Raw genomic sequence first — 23,787 nt, forward strand, 5'->3', positions numbered from 1 at the left:
ACCCGCACCGGACCCGGTCCGGTTCTCACCGGCCGGCGGCACGCAGCGCCTGCCCGAGCAGATCGGGTGTGGCCGCATCGAGCCAGTGCACCCGCGGATCCCGCCGGAACCACGACCGCTGCCTGCGCACGTATCGGCGCGTCCCGATAAATGTCAGTTCCTGCGCCTGGGCGAGGTCATACTCCCCGTCCAGGGCGGCGATGACCTGCGAATAGCCGATGGCCCGCGCGGCGGTGACGCCCTCGCGCAGGCCGTGCGAGAGCAGCCCCTGCACCTCGTCGACAAACCCCTGCGTAAACATCTGTTCGGTCCGCAGCGCGATGCGCGCGTCGAGTTCTTCGGTATCGCGGTCGAGCGCGATGATGGTTGTGCCCCAGCGTGGTTCACCGATGGTCGGCGCCGAGGCGGCGAACGGTCGACCCGTCAACTCCACCACCTCGAGCGCGCGCACGATGCGCCTGCCGTCGGTGTCGAGGATGTTGCGGGCGGCCTCGGGATCGACCTCACCGAGCCGATCGTGCAGGGCCGGCGAGCCCACGCGTTCGAGCTCGGCCTCATAGCGCCCGCGGACCTCCGGATCGGTGGCCGGAAACTGCCAGTCATCGAGCAACGCCTGGATGTACATCATCGACCCACCGACCACGACCGGTGTTCGCTCCTGCGCCAGGAGCGCCTCGACGTCGGCGCGCGCGGCGTGCTGGTAGCGGGCCACGGTGGCGGTCTCGGTGACGTCGAGGACGTCGATCTGATGGTGCACGATGCCGCGGCGCTCGTCGGCGGGCACCTTTGCGGTGCCGATGTCCATCCCTCGGTACTGCTGCATCGCGTCGATGTTCACGATGTCGCCACCGAGGGCTTCGGCGATGTCGAGGGCCAGATCGGATTTGCCGCTGGCCGTGGGTCCGATCACGGCGATGGGGTTCACCATGTGAGGTCACCCGGCGTCGGATGCGCCGGCGTCAGATCCCACAGCGCAACGCTGTACCCGACCCCGAACGGTGCTCCGGCATAACGTAATTCGGAGGCGACCTCGTATCCCTGGGTCGCCGCCGCGGCGACCTGCCATGGCCCCCTGCCGTCCACACCGAAGAGTTCGCACTCCGGTTGATCGAGGGCGGCAAGCGCGGCGCGGTCCCCGGAACCGAGTGCGTCGTCGATCGCTGACTGGAATGTCTCGGAGCCCTCGGCGGAGCCGCCGGGAGCCTTGGGACCGAGCGTGCCGGCGCCATCGGCGACCACCAGCAATCCGACCGGATAAGACCGGGTTGCCAGGTATCGGGCCAGCACGTGCCCCTGTTGCGCGCAGGCCGACGGGCCACTGGAGCTGAACACCAATTCGGTGGTCAACCGGATCTCCGGATCGACCTGGCCACGCAGCCATCCACCGATCAACAGCGAGAGTTCCATCTCGGGGTCGGCCTGACCGGACGCCTCCGGGACCAACTCCACCTGAACATCCACGCCGAAGCCGGCAAAGGTCCCGCGCGCCGCGACCGGCCGCGCCGGATCGCCTGCTCCGACGAGCACCCATTCCCGACACCGGGTGGACAGATCGGCGCATACCTGCAGGCTCGCGGCCCGAACAGGCAACAACTCCGGTACCTGTGGCCCGGACAGTTCGGGGACCAGAGCAGGCGCGGAGGGCACAAAGGCGGCGGCGATCAACACCTTCGCAACGCTAGTCGACCGACGGTACTGCGCACCGCCGACACCGTCCCGGTCGCGAATCCACCACTCATTTGTCGGCGACTGTCCCCACCCGTGCCGGTGAACTGCTTCAATGGTTGTGGGCGGTGGGCGTGAACCACCGTCGGCATCAGATGTGACTGGCAGCCGTGTCGCGCGGCAGGGATAAGGAATGACATGACCGACCACACGCCGCAGCCGGCAGCCACCGACAACCCCACCCCGACTCCGGGCCCCAAACCAGGCCCCAAGCCCGGTCCCCGGCCCGGCCCGCGGCCCGGCCATCACCCACCCGCCCATCCTCATCCCGCACCTGTCGAACCCGGTCGGCAGGCTTCCGACCCGTCCGAGTTCGGTCGCGTCGACGAAGACGGTACGGTGTGGTTGAAGAACTCCGCAGGCGAGCACCAGATCGCGTCCTGGCAGGCCGGAACCGCGGCCGAAGGTCTGGCCCACTTCGGTCGCCGCTTCGACGACCTGGTCGTCGAGGTCGAGTTGCTGGAGGAACGCCTCGACGCGGGCACCGGCGATCCGCGCAAGACCAAGATCGGCGCCGCGGCGCTGCTCGAATCACTTCCGACCGCCGCGGTCATCGGCGATGTCGACGCCGTCGCCCTCCGTCTGCAGGCCATCATCGACTGGGCCGAAGGCGCCGCCGAGAAGGTCAAACACGAGCGCGACGAATCCCGCGCCAAGGCCGTTGCCCGCAAGAACGAGTTGGCCGAAGAGGCCGAGGCCATCGGCGCCGAATCCACACAGTGGAAGGTTGCCGGCGACCGGATGCGCCAGATCCTCGACGAGTGGAAGACCATCAAGGGCGTCGATCGCAAGACCGATGACCTGTTGTGGAAGCGCTACTCGAAGGCACGCGACACCTTCAACCGACGGCGTGGTGCCCACTTCGCCGAGATGGACCGCGAGCGAGCGGGCGCCCGCGCCCGCAAGGAAGAGCTGATCGCGGAGGCCGAGGGCCTGTCGTCCTCCACCGAGTGGGCGGACACCGCGGCCAAGTTCCGCGAACTGCTCGTCCAGTGGAAGGCTGCCGGACGCGCACCCCGCGACCAGGACGACGCACTGTGGAATCGATTCAAAGCCGCCCAGGACGTGTTCTTCGGTGCCCGCAACGCGGCATCTTCCGAACGCGATGCGGAGTTCGAGGAGAACGCCGCCGCGAAGATCGAGCTCCTCACCCGCGCCGAGAAGACGATCGATCCCGAAAGTGACCTCGAGGCGGCTCGTCGCGACTTCCGCACGATCCGGGATCAGTGGGACGAGATCGGGAAGGTTCCCCGAGATCAGATGCACTCGCTCGAAGCCCGCATCAAGGCGGTGGAGAAGCGTATCCGCGATGCCGAGTCGGCGCAGTGGGAACGGACCGACCCGGCTGTGAAGGCTCGCGCCCAGCAGTTTGCCGACCGCGTTGCCCAGCTCGAAGATCAGGCGGCAAAGGCAGAGGCGAACGGCAAGGACAGGGATGCCCGCAAGCTCCGGGAACAGGCCGAGCAGTGGCGTGAGTGGGCCCGCGCGGCCGAAGGCGCGATCAACGACTGACGTTCGCGAAGACAAGAAATGACCGGGCCGATGGCCCGGTCATTTTCTGTATCGGCGATGTTCTCGCGCGCCGGTCAGACGTCTTTTCTGGGATGCTTGGTAGCCGACTTGCGCTGCAGTGCAATCGCTTTGAGCTCCTGCGCGGCCGCATCATCGCGGCGTTGCGCCTCCAGGGACAACTGCACCGAGGTGCGTACCCACACCACCCGCGACCAGTGGAAGGTCAGGACGAACATCGCAAGCCAGCCCACGACGAGTCCGGCGCCGACACCGCTCGGGGGTTCGAAGCCCGATACGCCCGGGGTGTTGCGCGACCACCAGGCCAGCATCCCCGCCACGCAGCCCACGGCACAGCCGCACAGCGCGATCCAGGCCAAGAACCAGCGCCGGGTGAGCAAAGCCAGCGTCGAGAAACCGATGCCGAAGACCAGCTGGAGCCAGACCGAGATCCGCGAGGTGATGGTGACGTTCTCCGCCGCGGCCTCGGAGTTGAATGTCAGCACTTCGATACCGCTGACCGAACCGGTGTGCGGCAACACCATCGACAGCATCAGGACCAGCACTGCGCCGGCAACCACCAGCGCGCGGGCACCGGGGTCTATCTCCCCGGCGACCTTTCGCTCGGCTTTGCGCAGGTCGCCTTCGAACTGCTCGAAATCATCGTCTCGGTTGTTGCTTGCCATCAGATCTCACATCCCGAACCGCAGCCGGATTCGACCGGCGCTTCCATTGGTTTTCCGATTGTCGGCAGACCCAGACCCACCCCGATCGGCGGGGTCTGCGGTGTTGTTCCCGCGGCATGGGCGTCGCCCGCGCGGGTGCGGCGGTGATTCCGCACACCGGAGTCGGCCAGCAGGTAGTGCGGTGCCGCGCCGGTCACCTCGGTGTCGATCAGGTCACCGGGACGGATCGCGGGGTCGCTGGTCTCGAAGTGCACCAGCCGCCCGTCGCGGGCACGTCCGGTCATCCGACCGGAATCCTTGCGCCCGTCGGCGGTCACCAGGACCTCGACCGGGCTTCCGATCAACTTCTGATTTTCTTCCAGACAGATCCGGTCCTGCAGGTCCGTCAGACGCATATAACGTTCCGAGACAACCTCTTTCGGAACCTGGTCGATCATGTCGGCGGCAGGTGTGCCGGGCCTCGGTGAGTACTGGAACGTGAAGGCACTGGTGAACCTCGCCTTGGCCACCACGTCGAGGGTTGCCTGGAAATCCTCTTCGGTCTCCCCGGGAAACCCGACGATGATGTCGGTGGTGATCGCCGCGTGCGGCATCGCCTCACGGACCCGTTCGATGATTCCGAGAAACTTGGTACTCCGGTAGCTGCGTCGCATCGCCTTGAGGATGCGATCCGAACCCGACTGCAGTGGCATGTGCAACTGCGGGCACACGTTCGTGGTCTCGGTCATCGCCTCGATCACGTCGTCGGTGAACTCGGCCGGATGCGGAGAGGTGAAACGGACCCGTTCGAGACCTTCGATCTCACCGCAGGCGCGCAGCAGCGATGCGAACGCCCCGCGATCGCGGCCCATCTCCGGGTCGGCGAATGACATCCCGTATGCGTTGACGTTCTGGCCGAGCAACGTCACCTCGAGCACACCTTCATCGACAAGTGCCTGAACCTCGGCGAGGACGTCGCCGGGACGCCGGTCGACCTCTTTGCCCCGCAGCGCGGGAACGATGCAGAACGTGCAGGTGTTGTTGCAGCCCACCGAGATCGACACCCAGCCGGAGTACGCCGACTCCCGCTTGGCGGGCAGCGTCGACGGGAAAGCCTCGAGCGAATCGATGATCTCGACCTGCGCGACCTCGTTGTGACGGGCCCGTTCGAGAAGCACGGGCAGCGAGCCGAGGTTGTGCGTGCCGAAGACGACGTCGACCCACGGTGCCTTCTGGACCACGGCGGCGCGGTCCTTCTGCGCCAGACACCCACCGACGGCGATCTGCATCCCCGGGCGCCGGACCTTGACCGGGGCCAGGTGGGAGAGATTGCCGTACAGCTTGTTGTCGGCGTTCTCACGAACTGCGCAGGTGTTGAAGACAACCAGGTCGGCCTCGCCGTCGGCGTCGGCGCGGACGTAGCCCGCTTCCTCGAGCAATCCGGAGATCCGCTCGGAGTCGTGCACGTTCATCTGACATCCGTAGGTGCGGACCTCATAGGAACGAACTTCGGCGGTCTGGCCGGCGGTACTGTCCGTGGCCTGCGGATCTGTCAACGAGATTGTCACCTGCCCCAGCGTACTTGCCATCGCCGACCTGGCGAAATGGCGCCGGTCAGCTGCTTATTCCACCGCTTGGGATCGGTAACCGCCCAGTACCGGCGCCGAACCGTAGCCGGGGTTGCGCAGTCGAGCGCCACGTCATACCAATAAGGTCGGTATTCATGACAGCATTTTCGGACGGTCCGGACGCCGCGAAGTCGGCCCCGACATCTCAGGCCGGCGCCGCGAACACCATGATCAGCATGAAGAATGTGCAGAAGCATTTCGGTGATCTGCATGTGCTGAAGGACGTCCAGCTCGACGTCCCCGCCGGCCAGGTGGTCGTGGTCCTGGGTCCCTCGGGATCCGGCAAGTCCACTCTGTGTCGCACGATCAACCGCCTCGAGCCGATCGACAGCGGCGAGATCTGGATCGACGGGAGCATCCTGCCGAGCGAAGGCAAGGCACTGGCGGCACTGCGCGCCGATGTCGGCATGGTCTTCCAGTCGTTCAACCTCTTCGCGCACAAGACAATTCTGCAGAACGTCACCCTCGCGCCGATCAAGGTCCGCGGCAAGGGCAAGGCCGAGGCCGAGAAGCGCGGACTCGAACTTCTCGAGCGGGTGGGTATCGCCAGCCAGAAGGACAAGTACCCCGCGCAGCTCTCCGGCGGTCAGCAGCAGCGGGTGGCCATCGCCCGTTCGCTGGCGATGGAACCGAAGGTGATGCTCTTCGACGAGCCCACCTCCGCCCTCGACCCCGAGATGGTCAACGAGGTGCTCGACGTGATGGTCTCCCTGGCCAAAGAAGGCATGACCATGGTCGTGGTCACCCACGAGATGGGTTTTGCCCGCAAGGCCGCCGACCGCGTGATCTTCATGGCCGATGGAGCCATCGTCGAAGACGGCGATCCCGAGACATTCTTCACAGCGCCCAAGTCCGACCGGGCCCGTGACTTCCTCGGCAAGATCCTGGGCCACTGATGAGTCAGACGAGTACCGCACGCCCCACAACCCGAACCCGGCCACGACGACTGACCACGCTGCTCGGCCTCGCGCTCGCCGCGGTGGTGGTCACGACCGGGCTCGCCGCCTGCGGCAACACCAATCCACGCAACCTGCTCGAGTCGATCCAGAACGGTTCGGTGGTCGCCGGCACGAAGTTCGATCAGCCCGGGCTGGGCCTGCGACACCCCGACAAGTCCTTCACCGGATTCGACGTCTCGGTGTCCGAGTACGTGATCAACAACATCGCCGAGACCAACGGCTGGGAAAAGCCGAAGATCAAGTGGCGGGAAACACCGTCGGCGCAGCGCGAGACCCTCATCGCCAACGGTGAGGTCGACATGATCGCGGCCACCTACTCGATCAATGCGGCCCGGTCCAAGAAGGTCGCCTTCGCCGGTCCGTACCTGATCAACTATCAGGGTCTGCTGGTCCGCGAAGACGATGAGGAGATCCAGACCCTCACCGACCTGAACAAGGGCAAGAAGCTGTGTTCGGTGACCGGTTCGACGTCGGCGCAGAACGTGAAGAACCAGCTGCCGAACGTCCAGCTACAGGAGTTCGATTCCTACTCGTCCTGTGTCGAGGCCCTGCGCCGCGGCAAGGTCGATGCGCTGACCACCGATGAGGCGATCCTCGCCGGGTTCTCCAACTTCTATCCCGGCGAGTTCAAGCTCGTCGACATGACCTACCCGAAGGACGCCTGCGCGGGCAGCCCGAAGTCGCTCAAGAAGGCCGGGACCCCGTTCTCCACCGAGCGTTACGGCATCGGTCTGGCCAAGGAGTACCCGCAAGCAGTGGCAGCGGTCAACGAAGCGCTCGTCAACATGATGACGCCGCCTCCCGGCGGTGGACCCTCTGCCTGGGAGCTCGCGCTGCGCGAGGCGATCGGCGATTCCGAGGTCGACACGATGATCGCCCGTGCCGATACGGCCGACTCCAAGTACACGTTCGTCCCGACACCGGCTGATCTGGCGTTCCTCGACTCCACGTCCACGCCATGCCCGGAAGGACTCTCATGAGCGAGCTGTGGTCCGACATCGGACCTGCCCTGTGGCCGGCTTTCTGGGTCACCATCCAGTTGACGTTCTACTCCGCCATCGGCGCATTGATCTGGGGAACGATTCTCGCGGGCATGCGGGTGTCCCCGGTTCCGGTCATGCGTGTGTTCGGCACCTGGTACGTCAACATCGTCCGCAACACCCCGTTGACGCTGATCGTCATCTTCTGTTCGGTGGGCCTGTATCAGAACCTCGGCCTCGCCCTGGCGCCGGAGAACGAGAACTTCGTCGAGAACAACAATTTCTGGCTGGCCGTTCTCGGATTCGTGCTCTACACCTCGACGTTCGTCTGCGAGACCCTGCGGTCGGGTTTCAACACCGTGCCGATCGGCCAGGCCGAGGCCGCGCGCTCGCTGGGATTGCCGTTCTCCAAGGTGTTTTCCATCATCGTGTTGCCCCAGGCCCTGCGATCGGTCATCGGCCCGATGGGCAGTGTCCTGATCGCCCTGACCAAGAACACCACCATCGCCTCGGCGATCGGTGTCGCCGAGGCCTCACTGCTGATGAAGGAGCAGATCGAGAACCACGCTGATCAGGTGGTCTGGATCTTCATCATCATCGCCGCCGGATTCATGGTGATCACACTCACCGAAGGCTTTGTCTTCGGTTACCTGGCAAAGCGATTGGCGGTCAAGCGATGAGCAGCGCAACTGTTCTGTACGACGCACCCGGACCGAAGGCCCGCAGACGTAACCTCTTGATCGCGATCGTGTTCGGCGTGATCCTGCTCGCAGCGTTCGTCTACGTGATGATCGCCCTGGGGGACAACGGTCAGCTCACCGCCGAGAAGTGGGATCCGTTCATCAAGGCCGACACCTGGACCACCTACCTGTTGCCGGGTCTGTGGGGAACGATCAAGGCCGCGGTGCTCTCCATCGTGTTCGCCCTGATCCTCGGAGCCCTGCTGGGCATCGGCCGGCTGTCCGAGCACCGGTGGATCCGGATCCTCAGCGGCGGCACGGTCGAGATCTTCCGCGCCATCCCGGTGCTGATCCTGATGATCTTCGCCTACTACCTGTTTGCCGAGTATGCGGTCTTCCCCGCCGAGCAGCTGGCGTTTGCGGCCGTGGTCACGGGCCTGACGCTGTACAACGGTTCCGTGATCGCGGAGATCCTGCGATCGGGCATCAATTCGTTGCCCGCCGGACAAGCCGAGGCCGCCCATTCGCTCGGCATGCGCAAATCCCAGACCATGCGCATGGTGTTGCTGCCGCAGTCGATCACCGCAATGCTCCCGGCATTGATCTCGCAGATGGTCATCGCGCTCAAGGACAGCGCACTGGGATACGCCATCGGCTACATCGAAGTGGTGCGGTCCGGCATCCAGTCGGCATCGTTCTACGGCAATTACCTGCCGGCGCTGGTGGTTGTCGCCATTGTGATGATCATCCTCAACTTCGGGTTGTCGACACTGGCCACCGTGGTCGAACGTCGGGTCCGGGTGGGCAAGCGCAAGGGCACCGTCGGCAAGGTGACCATCGAGGACGACGCGATCACCGCAGATCGCTGAGTTCGGCCTTCACCAGATCGAACGCCAGCGACGGCGCATAGCCGCGACGAGCAAGCATCGCCACCAGGCGGCGCATGTGCTTGTCGCGGCTTTCGCGTTCTGAGACGTCCTCGGCGCGGAGCCTTGCGGTCTTGCGGCGGAGCAGTTCTGCGGCACGCTCACGCTCGGCGTCGTCGTCGACCTGGCTGACGGCCTGCTCGATCACCGTGTCCATGACGCCCTTCTGGCGTAGTTCATGGCGCAGTGCGGTACGCCCCTTGCCGCTGTGCAGGTGGCGTGAGCGCACCCACTGGTCGGCGAAATCCGCGTCGTCGAGCAGTCCGGCGCGTTCGAGCCGCTGCATCACAGAATCGACTTCGGTCTCCGGAAAATCTTTGTCCTGCAGCCGTCCTCGCAATTCGGCCCGGCTGCGCGCCCGGACACCGAGCAGTCGGAGCGCGGCATCGTATGCCGACGCGCCCGTACCGCCGGCTGCCCGGTTGAACCCCGGGGGCGCTGCGTCCGGCGTCGACACCGACTCGGGTTCGACGACCGGCTCCGCCGCCGGTGGGGGGTCCACAGATACAGGTCGGGAGAGGATCTCCGCGGTCGCCGATCGCAGCTCGGCGATGTTGGCGCGGACATCCTCTCCCCCAGGGTCGTTCACCTGTTGTTGTTCCTTTAGAACTCGACCGGTGCCGGTGCGACGGCGTCATCTGCGGTCAGCACTGCACCGATTCCGAGCTTCTCTTTGATCTTCTTCTCGATCTCATCGCAGGTCTCGGTGTTCTCGAGCAGGAACTTACGTGCGTTCTCCTTGCCCTGGCCGAGCTGTTCACCCTCGTAGGTGAACCACGAGCCGGCCTTACGGATGAATCCGTGCAGCACGCCCATGTCGATGATCGAGCCTTCTTTGCTGATGCCGTGGCCGTACAGGATGTCGAACTCGGCCTGCTTGAACGGCGGCGCGACCTTGTTCTTGACCACCTTGACGCGGGTCCGGTTACCGACCGCGTCGGTGCCGTCCTTGAGGGTCTCGATCCGGCGGACGTCCAGACGTACCGAGGCGTAGAACTTCAGCGCCTTACCACCGGTGGTGGTCTCCGGCGATCCGAACATGACGCCGATCTTCTCGCGCAACTGGTTGATGAAGATCGCAGTGGTGCCCGAATTGCTCATGGCACCGGTCATCTTGCGCAGCGCCTGGCTCATCAGACGCGCTTGCAGGCCGACGTGGCTGTCACCCATCTCACCTTCGATTTCCGCACGCGGAACCAGCGCGGCCACCGAGTCGATCACCAGGATGTCGAGCGCACCGGAACGGATCAGCATGTCGGCGATCTCGAGCGCCTGCTCACCGGTGTCGGGCTGCGACACCAGCAGTGCGTCGGTGTCGACACCCAGCCGCTGGGCGTAATCGGGGTCGAGTGCGTGCTCGGCGTCGATGAACGCCGCGATGCCGCCGGCCTTCTGCGCATTGGCAACAGCGTGCAGGGCCACGGTGGTCTTACCCGAGGATTCCGGGCCGTAGATCTCGACCACGCGGCCACGCGGCAGCCCGCCGATACCCAGCGCGACGTCCAGCGCGATCGAGCCGGTGGGGATGGTGGCGATCGGCTGGCGGGCGTTCTCACCGAGTCGCATCACCGAGCCCTTGCCATAGTTCTTGTCGATCTGGGCCAAGGCCAGGTCGAGTGCCTTCTCGCGGTCTGGTTGGGCTGCCATTTTTTCCCCTAGTGGTTTGGCCGAGTTCTCGGCGGTGGTACCGCCGGTCTGGCGGGAGCGAGCTTTTTTTCGCGTGTTCGGCATCTCTTTGCGCACTGACATCACGCTAGATCAGCCCTCTGACAATCCGGCGAACCCGCGGTCCGCCGGTGCCGACTTTTCCCATCGTTGCTTGCCCACCACTCTAGGCGAACATCTGTTCGAGTCAACCACCGGCGGGTACGACACGCCGGGTGAGAATCCGGGAACGGGCTTTCTACCAGCGATTGCGAGGGACGTCGAAGTCCCGGCACAGGGCCACCCACACGTCGCGGGGATCCACCCCGGACTCGAGAACCTGCGCTGCCGTCTTGCCACCGAACTCGATGAGTGCGTGGTCGACGAGCATCGAATCGGCCGTGGCGGCGCCGAACTCGGTGGTCAAGAGTTCGGTGAATTCGGTGAGTCGCACGCCGTCAAGGCTAGCGAAACAGTTCCCGACCCGCCGCCCGGGTACACAACGCAACCGGATCGAGGACATCACCGTTGCTCTCACCCGCCCGGCGCGCGGCAGCGGCAAATGAATTGTTCTGCAATATTTTTCGGATCGCCGACGACATCGCCCCGACGGTCGGCGGACGGACGACCTCCGCGCAACCCCATCGCCGGGCCCGCTGCGCGAGCTCCCACTGATCCCCGCCACCGGGAACCAGCACCTGCGGTACCCCGGCGAGCATCGATTTCGCGAGCATCCCGTGGCCGCCACCACAGATCACCAGTGCCGCCTCGGCCAGCAACTCGTCCTGCCTGCCGTGCCCGGCGAGGGCCCAGGCGGGCAGTTCATCGACCTGCGGGGCCAAGCCGGAGACCACGGCGCGCACCGGTGTTCCGAGCACCTCCGGGTCCAGCGCCATCAACGCCGATTCGATCAGACCCACCGAGCCGGTGGCCGCGGTGGACGGCGCGATGACGACCAGGGGCGCATCGCCGGAAGGCCGGTCGAAGATCTTGTCGGTGGGCTCCCACAACAGGGGGCCGACCACCTCCGCGCCGACAGGCCAATCCGGGCGGGGAACCTCCAGAGCGGGCAAGGTGGCGATCATCCGGGCGGCGGGTTCGGGAGCCCGCGCCGGCAGTCCCATCCCGGCCCGCGCGGCTTCTCGTTGTCGCTCACCCTGCCGGATCGAACGTGCGGTGGCCGCTCGCATCAATCCGTCCCGCAGCCGCCCTGACAAGCCGGTACCCGGTTCCAGCCCGCTACCGATGGGTGGGAGTCCCGCCGAGGCCCGGTAGAGCGGATGCGGGGAGAGTTCGATCCACGGCACACCCAACGATTCGGCTGCCCATCCCCCGCACACCGTGATGACGTCACAGATGACCAAGTCGGGACCGAAGTCGGCCAGTTCGGGAATCAGTGCCCCGCACATCCGCGCCGCGCGGGCGCTGAGCTTGGCGCCGGCGTCGCCGTCGTCATCGTCGGTCTGCGCGGCGAGCCCGGGCAACTGCCGAACCCGCAGGCCGCGCAGTGCGGCCGCTTCGGCCCAACCAGAGCCGGTATAGACAACCGGCGAAAAACCGTTGCGCTGCAACAGGTCTGCGAGAGAAAGCATGGGAAATGCATGACCGGCGTCCGAGCCGGCCACCAGGGCTATCCGCAACTACGACTCCTCGCCTGCCGGTGGCACCGTTACCGGCCGGTGTTCGTCGGACTCTTGTCGGTACTCGCCCACTTGATCACCGCGATCACACCGATCACCACGAGGCCGATCACCAGAATTGTGAGCAGGCCCTTCACCAGCGCCATGATCAGCCCGAAAGCCAACCACACCACCAGAACCGCCAGCAATACCTTCCACCACATGTCATCCTCCTCGCCTCGACGTCCGTGCCACCAACGGTGCCAGCACAGCACGCCGTTGTCACCGGAGAACAGGCAAGATGGGGGGAAGTTCAGGGACTACCCCGAGTCCGGCGGTCAGTTCGCCTGGGGCTTCTCGACGTTGACCGATGGCGCCGCCGGTTCGGCGGCAGGTGCGGCCGCGGACTCACCGGCAGCCAACGATTCACCTGCCATGGAGGCCCGGATCTGTTCGAGACGGGAATGCCCGGCCATCTGGACGCTGGCCTGCTGGACCTCCATCATGCGACCCTGCACCGAGTTACGGGAGAGTTCGGCCGACCCGAGTGCGTTGGCGTAGCGACGTTCGATCTTGTCGCGCACCTGCTCGAGGTTGGGGGTGTTGCCGGGCGCGGCCAGCTCGCTCATCTGGTTCAACGACGCCGAGACCTGCTCCTGCATCTTCGCCTGCTCCAGCTGGCTCAGCAGCTTGGTCCGCTCGGCGAGCTTGTGCTGCAACATCATCGAGTTCTGCTCGACCGCGTGCTTGGCCTGTTCGGCCGCCTGCAACGACTGATCGTGCAGCGCCTTGAGATCTTCGACGCTCTGCTCACCGGTCACCAGCTGCGCGGCGAAAGCCTCGGCGGCATTGGTGTATTCGTTCGCCTTGGCGGTGTCGCCGGCCGCGGTCGCCTTGTCGGCCAGGGTCAACGCCTGGCGGGTGTTGGCCTGCAGGCGCTCGATGTCCTCGAGTTGCCGATTGAGCTTCATCTCGAGCTGGCGCTGATTGCCGATGACCGCCGCGGCCTGCTGCGACAGCGCCTGATGTTGACGCTGCGCATCTTCGATCGCCTGCTGGATCTGAATCTTCGGGTCGGCGTTCTCATCGATCTTGGCGTTTCCGAACGCCATCAAGTAACGCCATGCCTTCACAAACGGGTTAGCCATTGCCCCTGCCTTGTCTTCAGTCCGATTCCGAGCAGTCCTGCACCCAATCTATCGTCTGAACCCGCGCAGTGACACCGGCGAAGGTCAGGCGGCAGCCAGAGCCGATGCCGGCTGCGGTATGACAACCTTCGTCTCGGTCGCGATCGATGCGCGCCCGGACGGCTGCGCAGCGTGGTCCAGATCGGTCCGGAGGGTGTCGCGGACGTCCAGCAGAACGTCGGCGATCTCTACCTCGAGCGCATCGCAGATCGCGGCGAGCAGTTCGCTCGACGCCTCTTTTTGGCCGCGTTCGACCTCGGACAGGTAGCCCAGGCTGACCCGGGCGCTCGTCGATACTTCACGCAAGGTGCGGCCTTGATCCATCCGAACCCGCCGCAGGCTGCCACCGAGTGCTTCCCGCAGGAGTATTGCCATATGAGTCCTCCTCGACACGTCAGTCTGTCCAACGCAGTACGGCCCGAGAACGTTCCCGGTCCGTGATCGGCGTTCAATCCTGGAGATCGTGGGTCCGCTTCCGTCGCTGCCGCGGGGTGCAGCACTCCCACGAACTCAGTCGAGCCAATCGAGCAATTCACCGATCGACCGTGTGCACGACATTAGACGAATATCCCACCGGTCGCCCCGCAGCGACATGCCCACGACCTTGGTGTCGAATCCGGCGTTCCCGACCGGATGACCGGAGCGCGTCCGGGCCAGACCGCAGAACACCGTCCCCGGGGACTTACCGTCCTGAGGATCGGGGCCGGCCACCCCCGTCAGGGAGATCCCATACGTCGCGCCGCACCTTTCGGCCGCACCGATCGCCAGCTCCTCGGCGGTTTGCTCCGCCACCGGACCGAACTTCTCCAGCGTCTCGGCCCGGACACCGGCCAGCCCCGCCTTGAGATCGGTTGCGTAGACGATCAGTCCGCCGCGGAGCACTGCACTGGCGCCGGGGATTCCCGCGATCATCGCGGACAGCAGGCCCGCCGTGAGCGACTCACCGGTGGCCACCGTTTCGTCCCGGCGACGCAATTCCGATACCAACCGCGCAGCCGGTTCCCCGGCCAACGGATCGGTGCTCACCGTCCGGAACGGTCGCCGGGATGCCCGGACCGCTCGTCCCGGCGCAGCGTCGCCGCATCCCGGCGACGCTGGGCCCGTTTGGCGAAGGCCTGCCACACGTAATCGATCCCGGTGACAATGGTTGCCACCAGCGCGGCACCCATCAGCACGACCGCGACCCAGTGCAGCGGACCCGACAAGGGCAGCACGTAGAGGCCGATCGCAAAGACCTGCAGAAGTGTTTTGATCTTGCCGCCGCGACTGGCCGGGATCACCCCGTGCCGCAGGACCCAGAAGCGCAGGACCGTGATCCCCAGTTCCCGGGCCAGGATCACGCCCGTGACCCACCAGGGCAGCTCGCCGAGAATCGACAGACCGATCAGCGCCGAACCGATCAGCGCCTTGTCGGCGATGGGATCGGCGAGCTTTCCGAAGTCCGTGATCAAACCGCGCTCTCGCGCGATCCGGCCGTCGTAGTGGTCGGTGATCGCGGCCAGCGCGAAAACGCCCCACGCCAGCGTTCGCCACCACGGGTTGTCGCCACCGTCGATGAACAGGATCGCAACGAAGACCGGCACCAGCACGATCCGGAAGATCGTCAGGATGTTGGCCAGGTTGAGGATGGGGACCTCTTCGCTGACGAGATCCGAAATCGGATCGGGCTCGGCGCCGGTGACCTCGCGGCGCAAACGATCAGCCACGCGATGCACCCTGCAGCGCCGAATCGTTATGCCCAATACCCACGTGCTCAAGGATAGGTTGCCCCGCCTGTGGCGAAGGCCCGGGGTACACAGGTATTACTGTTTCACGCATGGCATCTGACAACAGCTCGGCCAACGAGCCTGCTGCTGCAACCGATTCGAAGGTCGAGGCGACCGTGCGCCGGGCACGAACCTCGGACGTGCCGCGCATCAAAGAACTGATCGACCAGTACGCGGGCAAGATCCTCCTCGAAAAGAATTTGGTGACGCTGTACGAGGCGGTCCAGGAGTTCTGGGTCGCCGAGATCGACGGCCGGGTGGTCGGGTGCGGAGCTCTCCACGTCCTGTGGGCCGACCTCGGTGAGATCCGTACCGTCGCCGTCGACCAGTCGATGGCCGGGCACGGCATCGGCCACCAATTGGTGAGCCGGCTGCTCGACATGGCGCGGCAACTCCAGCTGAGCCGGGTGTTCGTGCTCACCTTCGAGACCCGCTTCTTCGGCAAACACGGATTCGTGGAGATCGCCGGCACGCCGGTGACCGCCGAGGTGTACGAGGAGATGTGCCGGTCGTACGACGCCGGCGTCGCCGAGTTCCTCGACCTGAGTTTCGTCAAACCCAACACCCTCGGCAATACCCGGATGTTGGCCACCCTCTGACACCTGCTCGTCCGACCCAAACTCTCCGACCGAAAGAAGCACCGTGGCAACGTTTCTCGTCGAGTACACCTTCTCCCCCAGCACCGCGGCCATCCGCGACGAGACCCGGCCGGCGCACCGCGCCTGGTTGTCGGGCCTGTGCGACGACGGGATCCTGAAGGCGTCCGGGCCCTTCCCGGACGGCCTCGGCGCTCTGCTGATCTTCCGGGCAGAGGACGAGGCCGCCGTGAAGGCCCTGATCAAAGATGATCCGTACGTTCCGGTCTCGGCAATCGACGCCACGTCGATTCGGGCGTGGAACCCGGTGATCGGACCGATCAGCGACTAGTCGGGCGTGCCCCCGGAGGTCAGGGACTCCGCTTTCCGGTCGTCGGACCGCGTCTTGAGGAGGCTGGCCACCGTGGTGATCACCAGGGTCCCGAGGATCACCGACAGCGACAGCGGGGTCGATATCACCGGCACCGAGACGTGTTCACCACCGTTGATGAACGGCAGGGTGTTCTCGTGCAGCGCGTGCAGCACCAGCTTCACACCGATGAAGCCGAGGATGAACGAGAGTCCGAACGACAGGTACACAAGCTTGTCGAGGAGACCGCCGAGCAAGAAGAAGAGCTGACGCAGCCCCATCAACGCGAAGGCGTTGGCGGTGAACACGATGTACGCCTCTTCGGTAAGACCGTAGATCGCCGGGATCGAATCCAGCGCGAAGAGCACGTCGGTGAAGCCGATCACGATCAGCACCATCAGCATCGGAGTGGCCATGCGCTTGCCGTTCTCGATGGTGAACAGCTTGTCGCGGTCGTAGGCGTCCGAGGTACGCAAGAACCTCTTGACGAACTTCTCGACACCGCCCTCGACCTCCTCCTCGGTCTTGTCCGGGTCGTCGGACTCACGGAGAAGCTTGATGGCGGTCAGGATCAAGAACGCGCCGAACAGGTAGAAGACCCACGAGTAGGCGCTGATCGCCGCCGCACCGACAGCGATGAAGCCGCCACGTAGGACGAGGGCGATGACGATACCGAGCAACAGCACTTTCTGCTGGTACTCCCGCGGTACCGCGAACTTGGCCATGATGATGATGAACACGAACAGGTTGTCCACCGAGAGCGCTTTTTCGGTGACAAAGCCCGCGTAGTACTCGGTACCCGAACTCGACCCCCACTTCCACCAGACGAATCCGCCGAAGATCAGCGCGATGGTGATGTAGAAGGCCGACCAGAAGCCGGACTCTTTGAGCGAGGGTGCGTGTGGGACCCGCACATGGGCGAAGAAGTCGAATACGAACAAGCCCAGGATCACCAAACAGGTGACGATCCAGACGGTGGGCGAAACGTGCACGAGTGCAGCCTCCAAGCTGTCGAAGAAAGGTAAAAATCACTTTACCTAATAGTTTCGACAACCCGGTTCGTCGACCACCGGCGCAGAGCTCCGCACCCCTCAGAAATCGTCCGAATCGTCCTCTGTGTCACTGTCGCCGCCACCGGTGATCGAGTAGATGACACCGGCGAGGTCCTCGGGTTTGACGAGCACATCGCGCGCCTTCGACCCCTCTGAGGGACCGACGACTCCGCGACTTTCCATCAGGTCCATCAGGCGCCCGGCCTTGGCAAAACCGACCCTGAGCTTGCGTTGCAGCATCGAGGTGGAGCCGAACTGACTCGACACCACCAGTTCCACCGCTTGCAGCAGGTCGTCCAGGTCGTTGCCGATATCGGCGTCGATGTCCTTCTTGTCCGGAGCCTTCTGCGCGGTCACACCCTCGGTGTAATCGGGCTCACTCTGCTCCTTCGCGAAATCCACCACGGCCTGGATCTCTTCGTCCGTGATGAACGCACCCTGCATACGGATGGGCTTGTTGGCGCCCATCGGCAAGAACAGTCCGTCACCCATACCGATCAGCTTCTCGGCACCGGGCTGGTCGAGGATGACTCGTGAGTCGGTCAGCGACGACGTCGCGAACGCCAGCCGCGAGGGAACGTTGGTCTTGATCAGACCGGTCACCACGTCGACCGAAGGGCGCTGCGTTGCCAGGACCAGGTGGATACCGGCGGCACGGGCCTTCTGGGTGATCCGGACGATCGATTCCTCGACCTCACGCGGAGCAGTCATCATCAGGTCGGCGAGCTCGTCGACAATCGCCAGGATGTACGGATACGGCTTGTAGACGCGTTCGGAACCGAGCGGGGTCGTGATCTCCCCGGAGCGGACCTTGCTGTTGAAGTCGTCGATGTGTCGCACCCGGGACGCCTTCATGTCCTGGTAACGCTGTTCCATCTCCTCCACCAGCCAGGCCAGTGCCGCCGCAGCCTTCTTCGGCTGCGTGATGATGGGGGTGATCAGGTGCGGGATGCCCTCGTACGGCGTGAGCTCCACCATCTTCGGGTCGATCAGGATCATCCTGACCTCCTCCGGCGTCGCGCGGGTCAGCAGCGAGACGAGCATCGAGTTCACGAAGCTCGACTTACCGGAACCGGTGGAACCGGCGACCAGAAGGTGCGGCATCTTCGCCAGGTTCGCGGCCACGAAGTTGCCCTCGATGTCCTTGCCCAGGCCGACCACCAGCGGATGCTTGTCCTTACGGGTCGACGATGCGGTGAGCACGTCGGCCAGGCGGACCATTTCCCGGTCGCTGTTGGGCACCTCGATACCCACGGCGGATTTGCCGGGGATCGGGGCCAGCAGCCGGACGTTGTCGGTCGCCGCGGCGTAGGAGATGTTGCGCTGCAGGGCGGTGATCTTCTCGACCTTCACACCCGGTCCGAGTTCGACCTCGTACCGGGTGACCGTCGGACCGCGAGTGAACCCGGTGACGGCGGCGTCGATCTTGAACTGCTCCAGGACGGCCGAGATCCGGTCGATCATCTCGTCGTTCGCGGCGCTGCCCAGCTTGGGCGGGTCGCCCTCGATCAGCAGGCTGGCCGGCGGCAGCTTGTAATCACCCTCCACGGCACGGTCGACCAACATCCCGTTCTGCGGCATGTCGTCGTCTTCGTCGTCGTCGGCCGGAACCGGCGGCGGGGTGGGCTTGGCGACCGGTCGCTTGCGGACCGGCTTCGCGCCGGCCGGAGGAGTCTGCAGGGCTTCGGTCACCGCCGCCGGGGCACCGTCATCGTCGATGATCTCTTCGGTCAATGCCTCCCCCGCGGTCACCGGTACCGGTGCCGGCGGCGGGGTACGCCGACGGGGCCGGCTCGGCGGCTCGGGGCGGGTCGCCAGGGAGGGAAGGTCGGGTGGGTAGTTGTTGTACGGGTCACCGTAGGCCGGGGCGCCGTAGGAGTCGTCGGCGCCGAACTCGTCGTCTTCGTAGTCGCCGTCCTCATCCCATTCACCGGCGACGCCGAGACCGAGGTACGAACTGACGACCGCAAACAGTTCGCGCACTGTCAGCCCGGACAGCAGCAGCAGTCCAAACGCCATGCACAACAGCAGAATCGGTACCGAGATCCAGGCCGTCAACCCGTCGGTCAGCGGTCCGCCTACAGCAAAGCCGATGAATCCACCGGCGTCCTGACGCTCAGACAGTTCGGCCGGACGACCGGCGAAGATGTGCCAGAGACCGGGCAGTGGGAGCCCGATCAGCAGCGCAGAACTGATGTATCGACCGCGACTGCGCGGGTTCGGTGCGTGCCGCATGAGTACGAAGGCGGCCCCGATGAAGACCAATGGCAGCAGCATGGCCACGGTCCCGATGACGGCGCGGGCCGCGGAATCGACAAACGCCCCGACCGGACCACCGGCGTCGAACCAGATCGCCGCGACCACCACGATCGAGAGTGCGAGCAACACCAGCGCGAGTCCGTCGCGGCCCTGTGTGTGAACGTTCTGGTCTGCTCCCCCACCCGACGCATCGTCGAAGGGATCGTTCGACGATCCGGCCGGGCCATCGTCGCCGTACTCGCGTTCGTCGTAGTGCGGGTCCCCGCCGCGCGAGCCGGACCGGGCGACCGCCCCGACACCCTTCGCGACCAGGCCCCATCCCGCACCGACACCGGCGCCCACCGCTTTGAGGGCCGACCGGCGCGGCGGCGCGGACGCCTTGGCCCGCGCCGAGGTCGCTGCCGACCTGCTCGACCCCCGGGCCCCCGCGGTCGACTTCTTGGCTGTCGTCGCCTTCTTCGCAGCAGGCCTCTTGGCGGACGCCGAGGCCTTCTTCGCCGGAGCCTTACGCGGGGCAGCCTTCTTGGCGGCAGGTTTCTTCCCGGCCGCGGAACCGCGAGCGGGCGCGCCAGAGCGAGCGGTGGACTTGGTTGCCATGGGTGCCACCTTAGTCGGCAACAGTCACACAAACCTCATCTACAACACGCGCATCTCGATCGCGTGTCGTATTCGTGATGGTTCCTAAAAACCGCGTTTCGCTGCCTTCACCGCGGCGACCGCGTCGGCGTCGCCCTCGAAATCCAAACGGGTCTGGGCTCGTCCGAACGCGAACAGCAACAGTTCCAGTGGTTCACCGGTGATCCGAACCGTCGGTCCATGGCCTCCGGTGGCGATCTGCTCACCGTCGGGGGTGACCAATTCAACAGTGGCCGGCGACTTGGCAATCGCTCTTTTCGCCATTGCCTTGAGCGGGGTGAGGATCGCCTTGTTCTCGGCGGCCCCGAGGGTCCGGGGCTCCCACCCCGGCGCCGCGCGGCGGACGTCTTCGTGGTGCACGAACATCTCGGTGACGTTCACGAAGCGGTCAAGCGGCTTCAGCGGCGAATACAGCGGCGGACCGGCGGCGAACTTGGCGATCATCGAACCCCAGTCGTCCTTCGCCACCTTGTCCTGCACCGACTTCGTATGTCCGGCCAGCGCCGGGATCAGGATGCCCGGTGAGGCATCCGGGCGGTACTCCCGCACGATCATGTGGGCGGTCAGATCCCGGGCCGTCCATCCCTCACACAGGGTGGGCGCGTCGGGTCCGACCGCACGCAGAGTGGTCACAAGCGCTGCACGTTCATCTCGGGCAATCGTCATGGCACCACCCTATGCGGCACCGACCACCCTTGTGGCGCACAACACTAGCTGTTGCCGGAGTCGCTCACCGTCAGAACCGTGGGCACGATCATCGGCCGGCGGCGGTACTTGTCGGCGACCCAGCGGCCGACCACCCGGCGGATGGTCTGCGCGATCCGATGTGCGTCCGTGACACCTTCGTTGGCCAGCTGCTCGAGAGAGTGGTCGACGAGGTTCGCCGCTTCTTTGAGCGCCGCCGGATCGTCGGAGAATCCCCGACCGGAGACCTCGGGTGGGCTGACGGCGCGACCGGTGTCGGCGTCGATCACCACAGCGATCGCGATGAAACCACCTTCGCCGAGCACGAGCCGTTCGGACAGCGTCGACTCGCCGACATCTCCGACCGACAGTCCGTCGACGTAGACGAAGCCCACCGGAACCCGGCCGGTGATGGATGCGCGGCCGTCGACGAGGTCGACGATCACGCCGTCTTCGGCGAGGACCACGGACTCGGACGGAACGCCGGTGGCCTCGGCCAGTGCGGCGTTGGCACGCAGGTGGCGCCATTCACCGTGCACCGGCATCACATTCGATGGCCGGACTGCGTTGTACAGGTACAGCAGCTCGCCTGCCGATGCGTGTCCGGAGACGTGCACCTTGGCGCTCTGCTGCGTGACCACGGTCGCACCGCGCCGCGCGAGGCCGTTGACCACGGCAAACACCGAGTTCTCGTTACCCGGGATGAGCGAGGACGCCAGGACGACCAGGTCGTCGGCATGGATGTTGATCTGCCGATGTTCGCCCTTGGCCATCCGGGAGAGCGCCGAGAGCGGCTCGCCCTGCGACCCGGTCGAGACCAGCACGAGCTTGTTGTCGGGCAGTGCGGCAGCGGTGTCCATGTCGACCACGACGCCGTCGGGCACCCGCAGGTAGCCGAGTTCCTGGGCGATCTGCATGTTGCGGACCATCGAGCGTCCGACGAATGTCACCCGGCGCCCGTGGGCGTGGGCCACGTCGACGACCTGCTGGATGCGATGGACGTGGCTGGCGAAGGACGCCACGATCACGCGGTGTTTCGCCTTGCCGATCACCTGATCGAGAACGCCACCGATCTCACGTTCGGGGGTGACGAATCCGGGGACCTCGGCGTTGGTCGAGTCGACCAGGAAGAGGTCGACGCCCTCGTCGCCGAGCCGGCTGAAACCGGCGAGGTCGGTCAGACGACCGTCGAGTGGCAACTGGTCGAGCTTGATGTCGCCGGTGTGCAGGACCACGCCGGCACCGGTGCGGATCGCGACAGCCAGTGCGTCCGGGATCGAGTGGTTGACCGCGAAGTATTCGACCTCGAACGGACCATGCTTGGTGAACTCGCCCTCGAACACCTCGATAAGCTTGGGACGAAGGCGGTGTTCTTTGCACTTGGCCGCGAGCAGGGCCAGCGTGAACTTGGCGCCGATCACCGGGATGTCGGAACGCAGGCGGAGCAGGAACGGGACGGCACCGATGTGGTCTTCGTGCCCGTGCGTCAGGATGATCGCCTCGACGTCGTCCATCCGATCCTCGATGTACCGGAAGTCCGGCAGGATCAGGTCGACACCGGGCTGGGCATCTTCGGGGAACAGCACACCGCAGTCGACGATCAGCAGCTTGCCGTCGTATTCGAAAACGGTCATGTTGCGGCCGATCTCACCGATTCCACCGAGCGCAACGATGCGCATACCGTTGGCCGGGAGTTTCGGCGGGACGCCGAGCCTGTTGCTGTTCTCGACAACCCGGGCATCGGTTCGTTTCGCTGCAGACTGGCCCTGACCGCCACGGCGATTCCGTGGAGACCTCTTCTGTGCGACCGACTTTGATGACTTGGGCGCGTTGGATTCGGAGATGTTGTCCGCCTTCGGTTCCGCCGCAGCGGGGATCGTCTGTGGTTTCGGCTCTGCCGGTGGTCCGGCCTTGCGACGGATCACTCTGCCGCGCTTACGCCCGGGCGATTCTGGAGATGTCATGAAAGTACCTTCGCTGCACGCAGATCCGCGATCAACGCTTCGATTTGTGGACCGTTCGCCGGCACCTGCGGTAACCGGGGGTCGCCGACATCCATACCCAGGATGCGCAGCGCTGCCTTGACCATCGTGACGCCTCCGAGACGGCCCATCGCGTTGACGAGCGGGATCATCGACACATTGAGTTCGCGGGCGCGGATGAGATCACCCTTGTTGACGGCGTCGAGCATGTCGCGGAGGCGATCGGGAACCAGATGTCCGATGACGCTGACAAAGCCGGCTGCACCGATGGAGAGCCACGGCAGGTTCAGCGCGTCTTCACCGGAAAGGTACTGGAGGCCGGTGTCGGCCATCAGCGACGCGGCCGAGTTCAGATCACCCTTGGCATCTTTGACACCCTGGATGTTCGGGTGGCGGGAGAGCTCCAACAGGGTGCGGTGCTCGATCGGGATGACCGATCTCGGCGGGATGTCGTAGAGCAGCACCGGCACGTCGGTGGCATCGGCGATGGCGGTGAAGTGGGCCAGCAAACCGGCCTGCGGCGGACGTGAGTAGTAGGGGGTCACCACCAACAGGCCGTGTGCACCGGCCGCGGCCGACTCTTTGGCGAACCAGACACTCTCGCGGGTGTCGTAGCTGCCGGCACCCTGCACGATCCGGGCGCGGTCACCGACCGTGTCCAGGACGACCCGGAGCAGCTCGAGCTTCTCTGCGGGCGTGGTGGTGGGCGACTCGCCTGTGGTGCCGGAGACAACCAGACCATCGCAGCCGCCCGACACAAGCCGGTCGGCAAGTTCGGCGGCTCGAGCGAGGTCCAGCGATCCGTCAGCGGTGAACGGGGTAACCATCGCAACACTGACAGTCCCGAAGGGGAAGCTCTGTGGTTGCGTCGCACCGGTGATCATGGTCGTTAAGGTTACCGGAGCACAGGCCAGTCGCTTAATCCGTGGCGACTAAGGGCC

At 65.3% G+C, this 23,787-nt stretch carries 25 protein-coding genes; 7 read left to right on the forward strand and 18 right to left on the reverse strand.

Going from position 1 to position 23,787, the window contains the following annotated elements; all coding sequences use genetic code 11:
• Positions 1 to 25 precede the first annotated feature (25 nt).
• Together miaA and AC51GR_RS13960 are read right to left on the reverse strand one after the other, a co-directional pair.
• Positions 26 to 928, reverse strand: coding sequence for a tRNA (adenosine(37)-N6)-dimethylallyltransferase MiaA (miaA, locus tag AC51GR_RS13955; RefSeq protein WP_496325235.1), 903 nt, complete (start codon positions 926 to 928; stop codon positions 26 to 28).
• On the reverse strand, positions 922 to 1,668 hold the full coding sequence (locus tag AC51GR_RS13960; RefSeq protein WP_496325236.1) for a class III extradiol ring-cleavage dioxygenase family protein: 747 nt from the start codon (positions 1,666 to 1,668) through the stop codon (positions 922 to 924). Before AC51GR_RS13960 ends, miaA begins: the two co-directional genes overlap by 7 nt.
• Before the next feature lie 195 nt (positions 1,669 to 1,863).
• Between AC51GR_RS13960 and AC51GR_RS13965 the strand changes: the two genes are divergently transcribed.
• Positions 1,864 to 3,237, forward strand: a complete 1,374-nt coding sequence (locus tag AC51GR_RS13965; RefSeq protein WP_496325237.1) for a DUF349 domain-containing protein — start codon at positions 1,864 to 1,866, stop codon at positions 3,235 to 3,237.
• Between the two features lie 74 nt (positions 3,238 to 3,311).
• Here the strand turns inward: AC51GR_RS13965 and AC51GR_RS13970 are convergent, their stop codons facing one another.
• Together AC51GR_RS13970 and miaB are read right to left on the reverse strand one after the other, a co-directional pair.
• Positions 3,312 to 3,920, reverse strand: a complete 609-nt coding sequence (locus tag AC51GR_RS13970; protein WP_496325238.1) for an Rv2732c family membrane protein — start codon at positions 3,918 to 3,920, stop codon at positions 3,312 to 3,314.
• The gene (miaB, locus tag AC51GR_RS13975; RefSeq protein WP_496325239.1) at positions 3,920 to 5,488 is read right to left on the reverse strand and encodes a tRNA (N6-isopentenyl adenosine(37)-C2)-methylthiotransferase MiaB; all 1,569 of its coding nucleotides are present in this window, start codon (positions 5,486 to 5,488) and stop codon (positions 3,920 to 3,922) included. The genes AC51GR_RS13970 and miaB overlap by 1 nt, the downstream gene beginning before the upstream one ends.
• A 206-nt stretch (positions 5,489 to 5,694) precedes the next feature.
• Here miaB and AC51GR_RS13980 point away from each other — a divergent pair, with 206 nt between their 5' ends.
• Genes AC51GR_RS13980 through AC51GR_RS13995 form a run of 4 tightly spaced genes read left to right on the forward strand, consistent with a single transcriptional unit; the run spans position 5,695 to position 9,015 of the window.
• Positions 5,695 to 6,423 carry an amino acid ABC transporter ATP-binding protein gene (locus AC51GR_RS13980; protein WP_496325462.1) on the forward strand — a complete coding sequence of 243 codons (729 nt, stop codon included), beginning with the start codon at positions 5,695 to 5,697 and terminating at the stop codon, positions 6,421 to 6,423.
• Positions 6,423 to 7,466 carry a glutamate ABC transporter substrate-binding protein gene (locus AC51GR_RS13985; RefSeq protein ID WP_496325240.1) on the forward strand — a complete coding sequence of 348 codons (1,044 nt, stop codon included), beginning with the start codon at positions 6,423 to 6,425 and terminating at the stop codon, positions 7,464 to 7,466. The genes AC51GR_RS13980 and AC51GR_RS13985 overlap by 1 nt, the downstream gene beginning before the upstream one ends.
• Entirely contained in the window at positions 7,463 to 8,146 is a 684-nt protein-coding gene (locus tag AC51GR_RS13990; protein ID WP_496325241.1) for an amino acid ABC transporter permease, read from the forward strand. The genes AC51GR_RS13985 and AC51GR_RS13990 overlap by 4 nt, the downstream gene beginning before the upstream one ends.
• Positions 8,143 to 9,015 carry an amino acid ABC transporter permease gene (locus tag AC51GR_RS13995; RefSeq protein ID WP_496325242.1) on the forward strand — a complete coding sequence of 291 codons (873 nt, stop codon included), beginning with the start codon at positions 8,143 to 8,145 and terminating at the stop codon, positions 9,013 to 9,015. The genes AC51GR_RS13990 and AC51GR_RS13995 overlap by 4 nt, the downstream gene beginning before the upstream one ends.
• Here AC51GR_RS13995 and AC51GR_RS14000 read toward each other — a convergent pair.
• The 9 genes from AC51GR_RS14000 to pgsA all read right to left on the reverse strand — a co-directional run bounded on the left by AC51GR_RS14000 (position 8,999) and on the right by pgsA (position 15,228).
• Positions 8,999 to 9,574: a regulatory protein RecX gene (locus AC51GR_RS14000; protein WP_496325463.1), complete on the reverse strand. Its 576-nt coding sequence runs from the start codon at positions 9,572 to 9,574 to the stop codon at positions 8,999 to 9,001. The two genes, AC51GR_RS13995 and AC51GR_RS14000, sit on opposite strands and share 17 nt — an antisense overlap.
• A gap of 101 nt (positions 9,575 to 9,675) precedes the next feature.
• Positions 9,676 to 10,719: a recombinase RecA gene (gene recA, locus AC51GR_RS14005; RefSeq protein WP_496325243.1), complete on the reverse strand. Its 1,044-nt coding sequence runs from the start codon at positions 10,717 to 10,719 to the stop codon at positions 9,676 to 9,678.
• 256 nt (positions 10,720 to 10,975) lie between these two features.
• Positions 10,976 to 11,170: a DUF3046 domain-containing protein gene (locus tag AC51GR_RS14010; RefSeq protein WP_496325244.1), complete on the reverse strand. Its 195-nt coding sequence runs from the start codon at positions 11,168 to 11,170 to the stop codon at positions 10,976 to 10,978.
• 10 nt (positions 11,171 to 11,180) lie between these two features.
• On the reverse strand, positions 11,181 to 12,356 hold the full coding sequence (locus AC51GR_RS14015) for a glycosyltransferase (RefSeq protein ID WP_496325245.1): 1,176 nt from the start codon (positions 12,354 to 12,356) through the stop codon (positions 11,181 to 11,183).
• Positions 12,357 to 12,385: 29 nt separating this feature from the next.
• Positions 12,386 to 12,559 (reverse strand): hypothetical protein, encoded by a 174-nt coding sequence (locus tag AC51GR_RS14020; RefSeq protein ID WP_496325246.1) that lies wholly within the window; start codon positions 12,557 to 12,559, stop codon positions 12,386 to 12,388.
• Between the two features lie 114 nt (positions 12,560 to 12,673).
• Positions 12,674 to 13,483 (reverse strand): PspA/IM30 family protein, encoded by an 810-nt coding sequence (locus AC51GR_RS14025; RefSeq protein ID WP_496325247.1) that lies wholly within the window; start codon positions 13,481 to 13,483, stop codon positions 12,674 to 12,676.
• An 84-nt stretch (positions 13,484 to 13,567) separates the two neighbouring features.
• The gene (locus AC51GR_RS14030) at positions 13,568 to 13,897 is read right to left on the reverse strand and encodes a helix-turn-helix domain-containing protein (RefSeq protein ID WP_496325248.1); all 330 of its coding nucleotides are present in this window, start codon (positions 13,895 to 13,897) and stop codon (positions 13,568 to 13,570) included.
• 135 nt (positions 13,898 to 14,032) lie between these two features.
• On the reverse strand, positions 14,033 to 14,548 hold the full coding sequence (locus AC51GR_RS14035) for a CinA family protein (protein ID WP_496325249.1): 516 nt from the start codon (positions 14,546 to 14,548) through the stop codon (positions 14,033 to 14,035).
• On the reverse strand, positions 14,545 to 15,228 hold the full coding sequence (gene pgsA / locus AC51GR_RS14040) for a CDP-diacylglycerol--glycerol-3-phosphate 3-phosphatidyltransferase (RefSeq protein ID WP_496325250.1): 684 nt from the start codon (positions 15,226 to 15,228) through the stop codon (positions 14,545 to 14,547). Before pgsA ends, AC51GR_RS14035 begins: the two co-directional genes overlap by 4 nt.
• A 110-nt stretch (positions 15,229 to 15,338) precedes the next feature.
• Between pgsA and AC51GR_RS14045 the strand changes: the two genes are divergently transcribed.
• Together AC51GR_RS14045 and AC51GR_RS14050 are read left to right on the forward strand one after the other, a co-directional pair.
• A complete protein-coding gene (locus AC51GR_RS14045; protein ID WP_496325251.1) occupies positions 15,339 to 15,887 on the forward strand; it encodes an amino-acid N-acetyltransferase in 549 nt (182 codons plus the stop codon).
• A gap of 43 nt (positions 15,888 to 15,930) precedes the next feature.
• A complete protein-coding gene (locus tag AC51GR_RS14050) occupies positions 15,931 to 16,215 on the forward strand; it encodes a YciI family protein (RefSeq protein WP_496325252.1) in 285 nt (94 codons plus the stop codon).
• Here AC51GR_RS14050 and AC51GR_RS14055 read toward each other — a convergent pair.
• From AC51GR_RS14055 to dapA, 5 genes are all read right to left on the reverse strand, one after another.
• A complete protein-coding gene (locus tag AC51GR_RS14055) occupies positions 16,212 to 17,225 on the reverse strand; it encodes a TerC family protein (protein ID WP_496325253.1) in 1,014 nt (337 codons plus the stop codon). The two genes, AC51GR_RS14050 and AC51GR_RS14055, sit on opposite strands and share 4 nt — an antisense overlap.
• A gap of 99 nt (positions 17,226 to 17,324) precedes the next feature.
• Complete coding sequence (locus AC51GR_RS14060) at positions 17,325 to 20,141, reverse strand: FtsK/SpoIIIE family DNA translocase (protein ID WP_496325254.1); 2,817 nt, start codon at positions 20,139 to 20,141, stop codon at positions 17,325 to 17,327.
• 84 nt (positions 20,142 to 20,225) lie between these two features.
• Positions 20,226 to 20,846, reverse strand: a complete 621-nt coding sequence (locus tag AC51GR_RS14065) for a TIGR03085 family metal-binding protein (protein ID WP_496325255.1) — start codon at positions 20,844 to 20,846, stop codon at positions 20,226 to 20,228.
• A gap of 44 nt (positions 20,847 to 20,890) precedes the next feature.
• Complete coding sequence (locus AC51GR_RS14070; protein WP_496325256.1) at positions 20,891 to 22,828, reverse strand: ribonuclease J; 1,938 nt, start codon at positions 22,826 to 22,828, stop codon at positions 20,891 to 20,893.
• The gene (gene dapA, locus AC51GR_RS14075) at positions 22,825 to 23,730 is read right to left on the reverse strand and encodes a 4-hydroxy-tetrahydrodipicolinate synthase (protein WP_496325257.1); all 906 of its coding nucleotides are present in this window, start codon (positions 23,728 to 23,730) and stop codon (positions 22,825 to 22,827) included. The genes AC51GR_RS14070 and dapA overlap by 4 nt, the downstream gene beginning before the upstream one ends.
• Positions 23,731 to 23,787: the final 57 nt, after the last annotated feature.

Source organism: Williamsia sp. z71, from assembly GCF_059553375.1.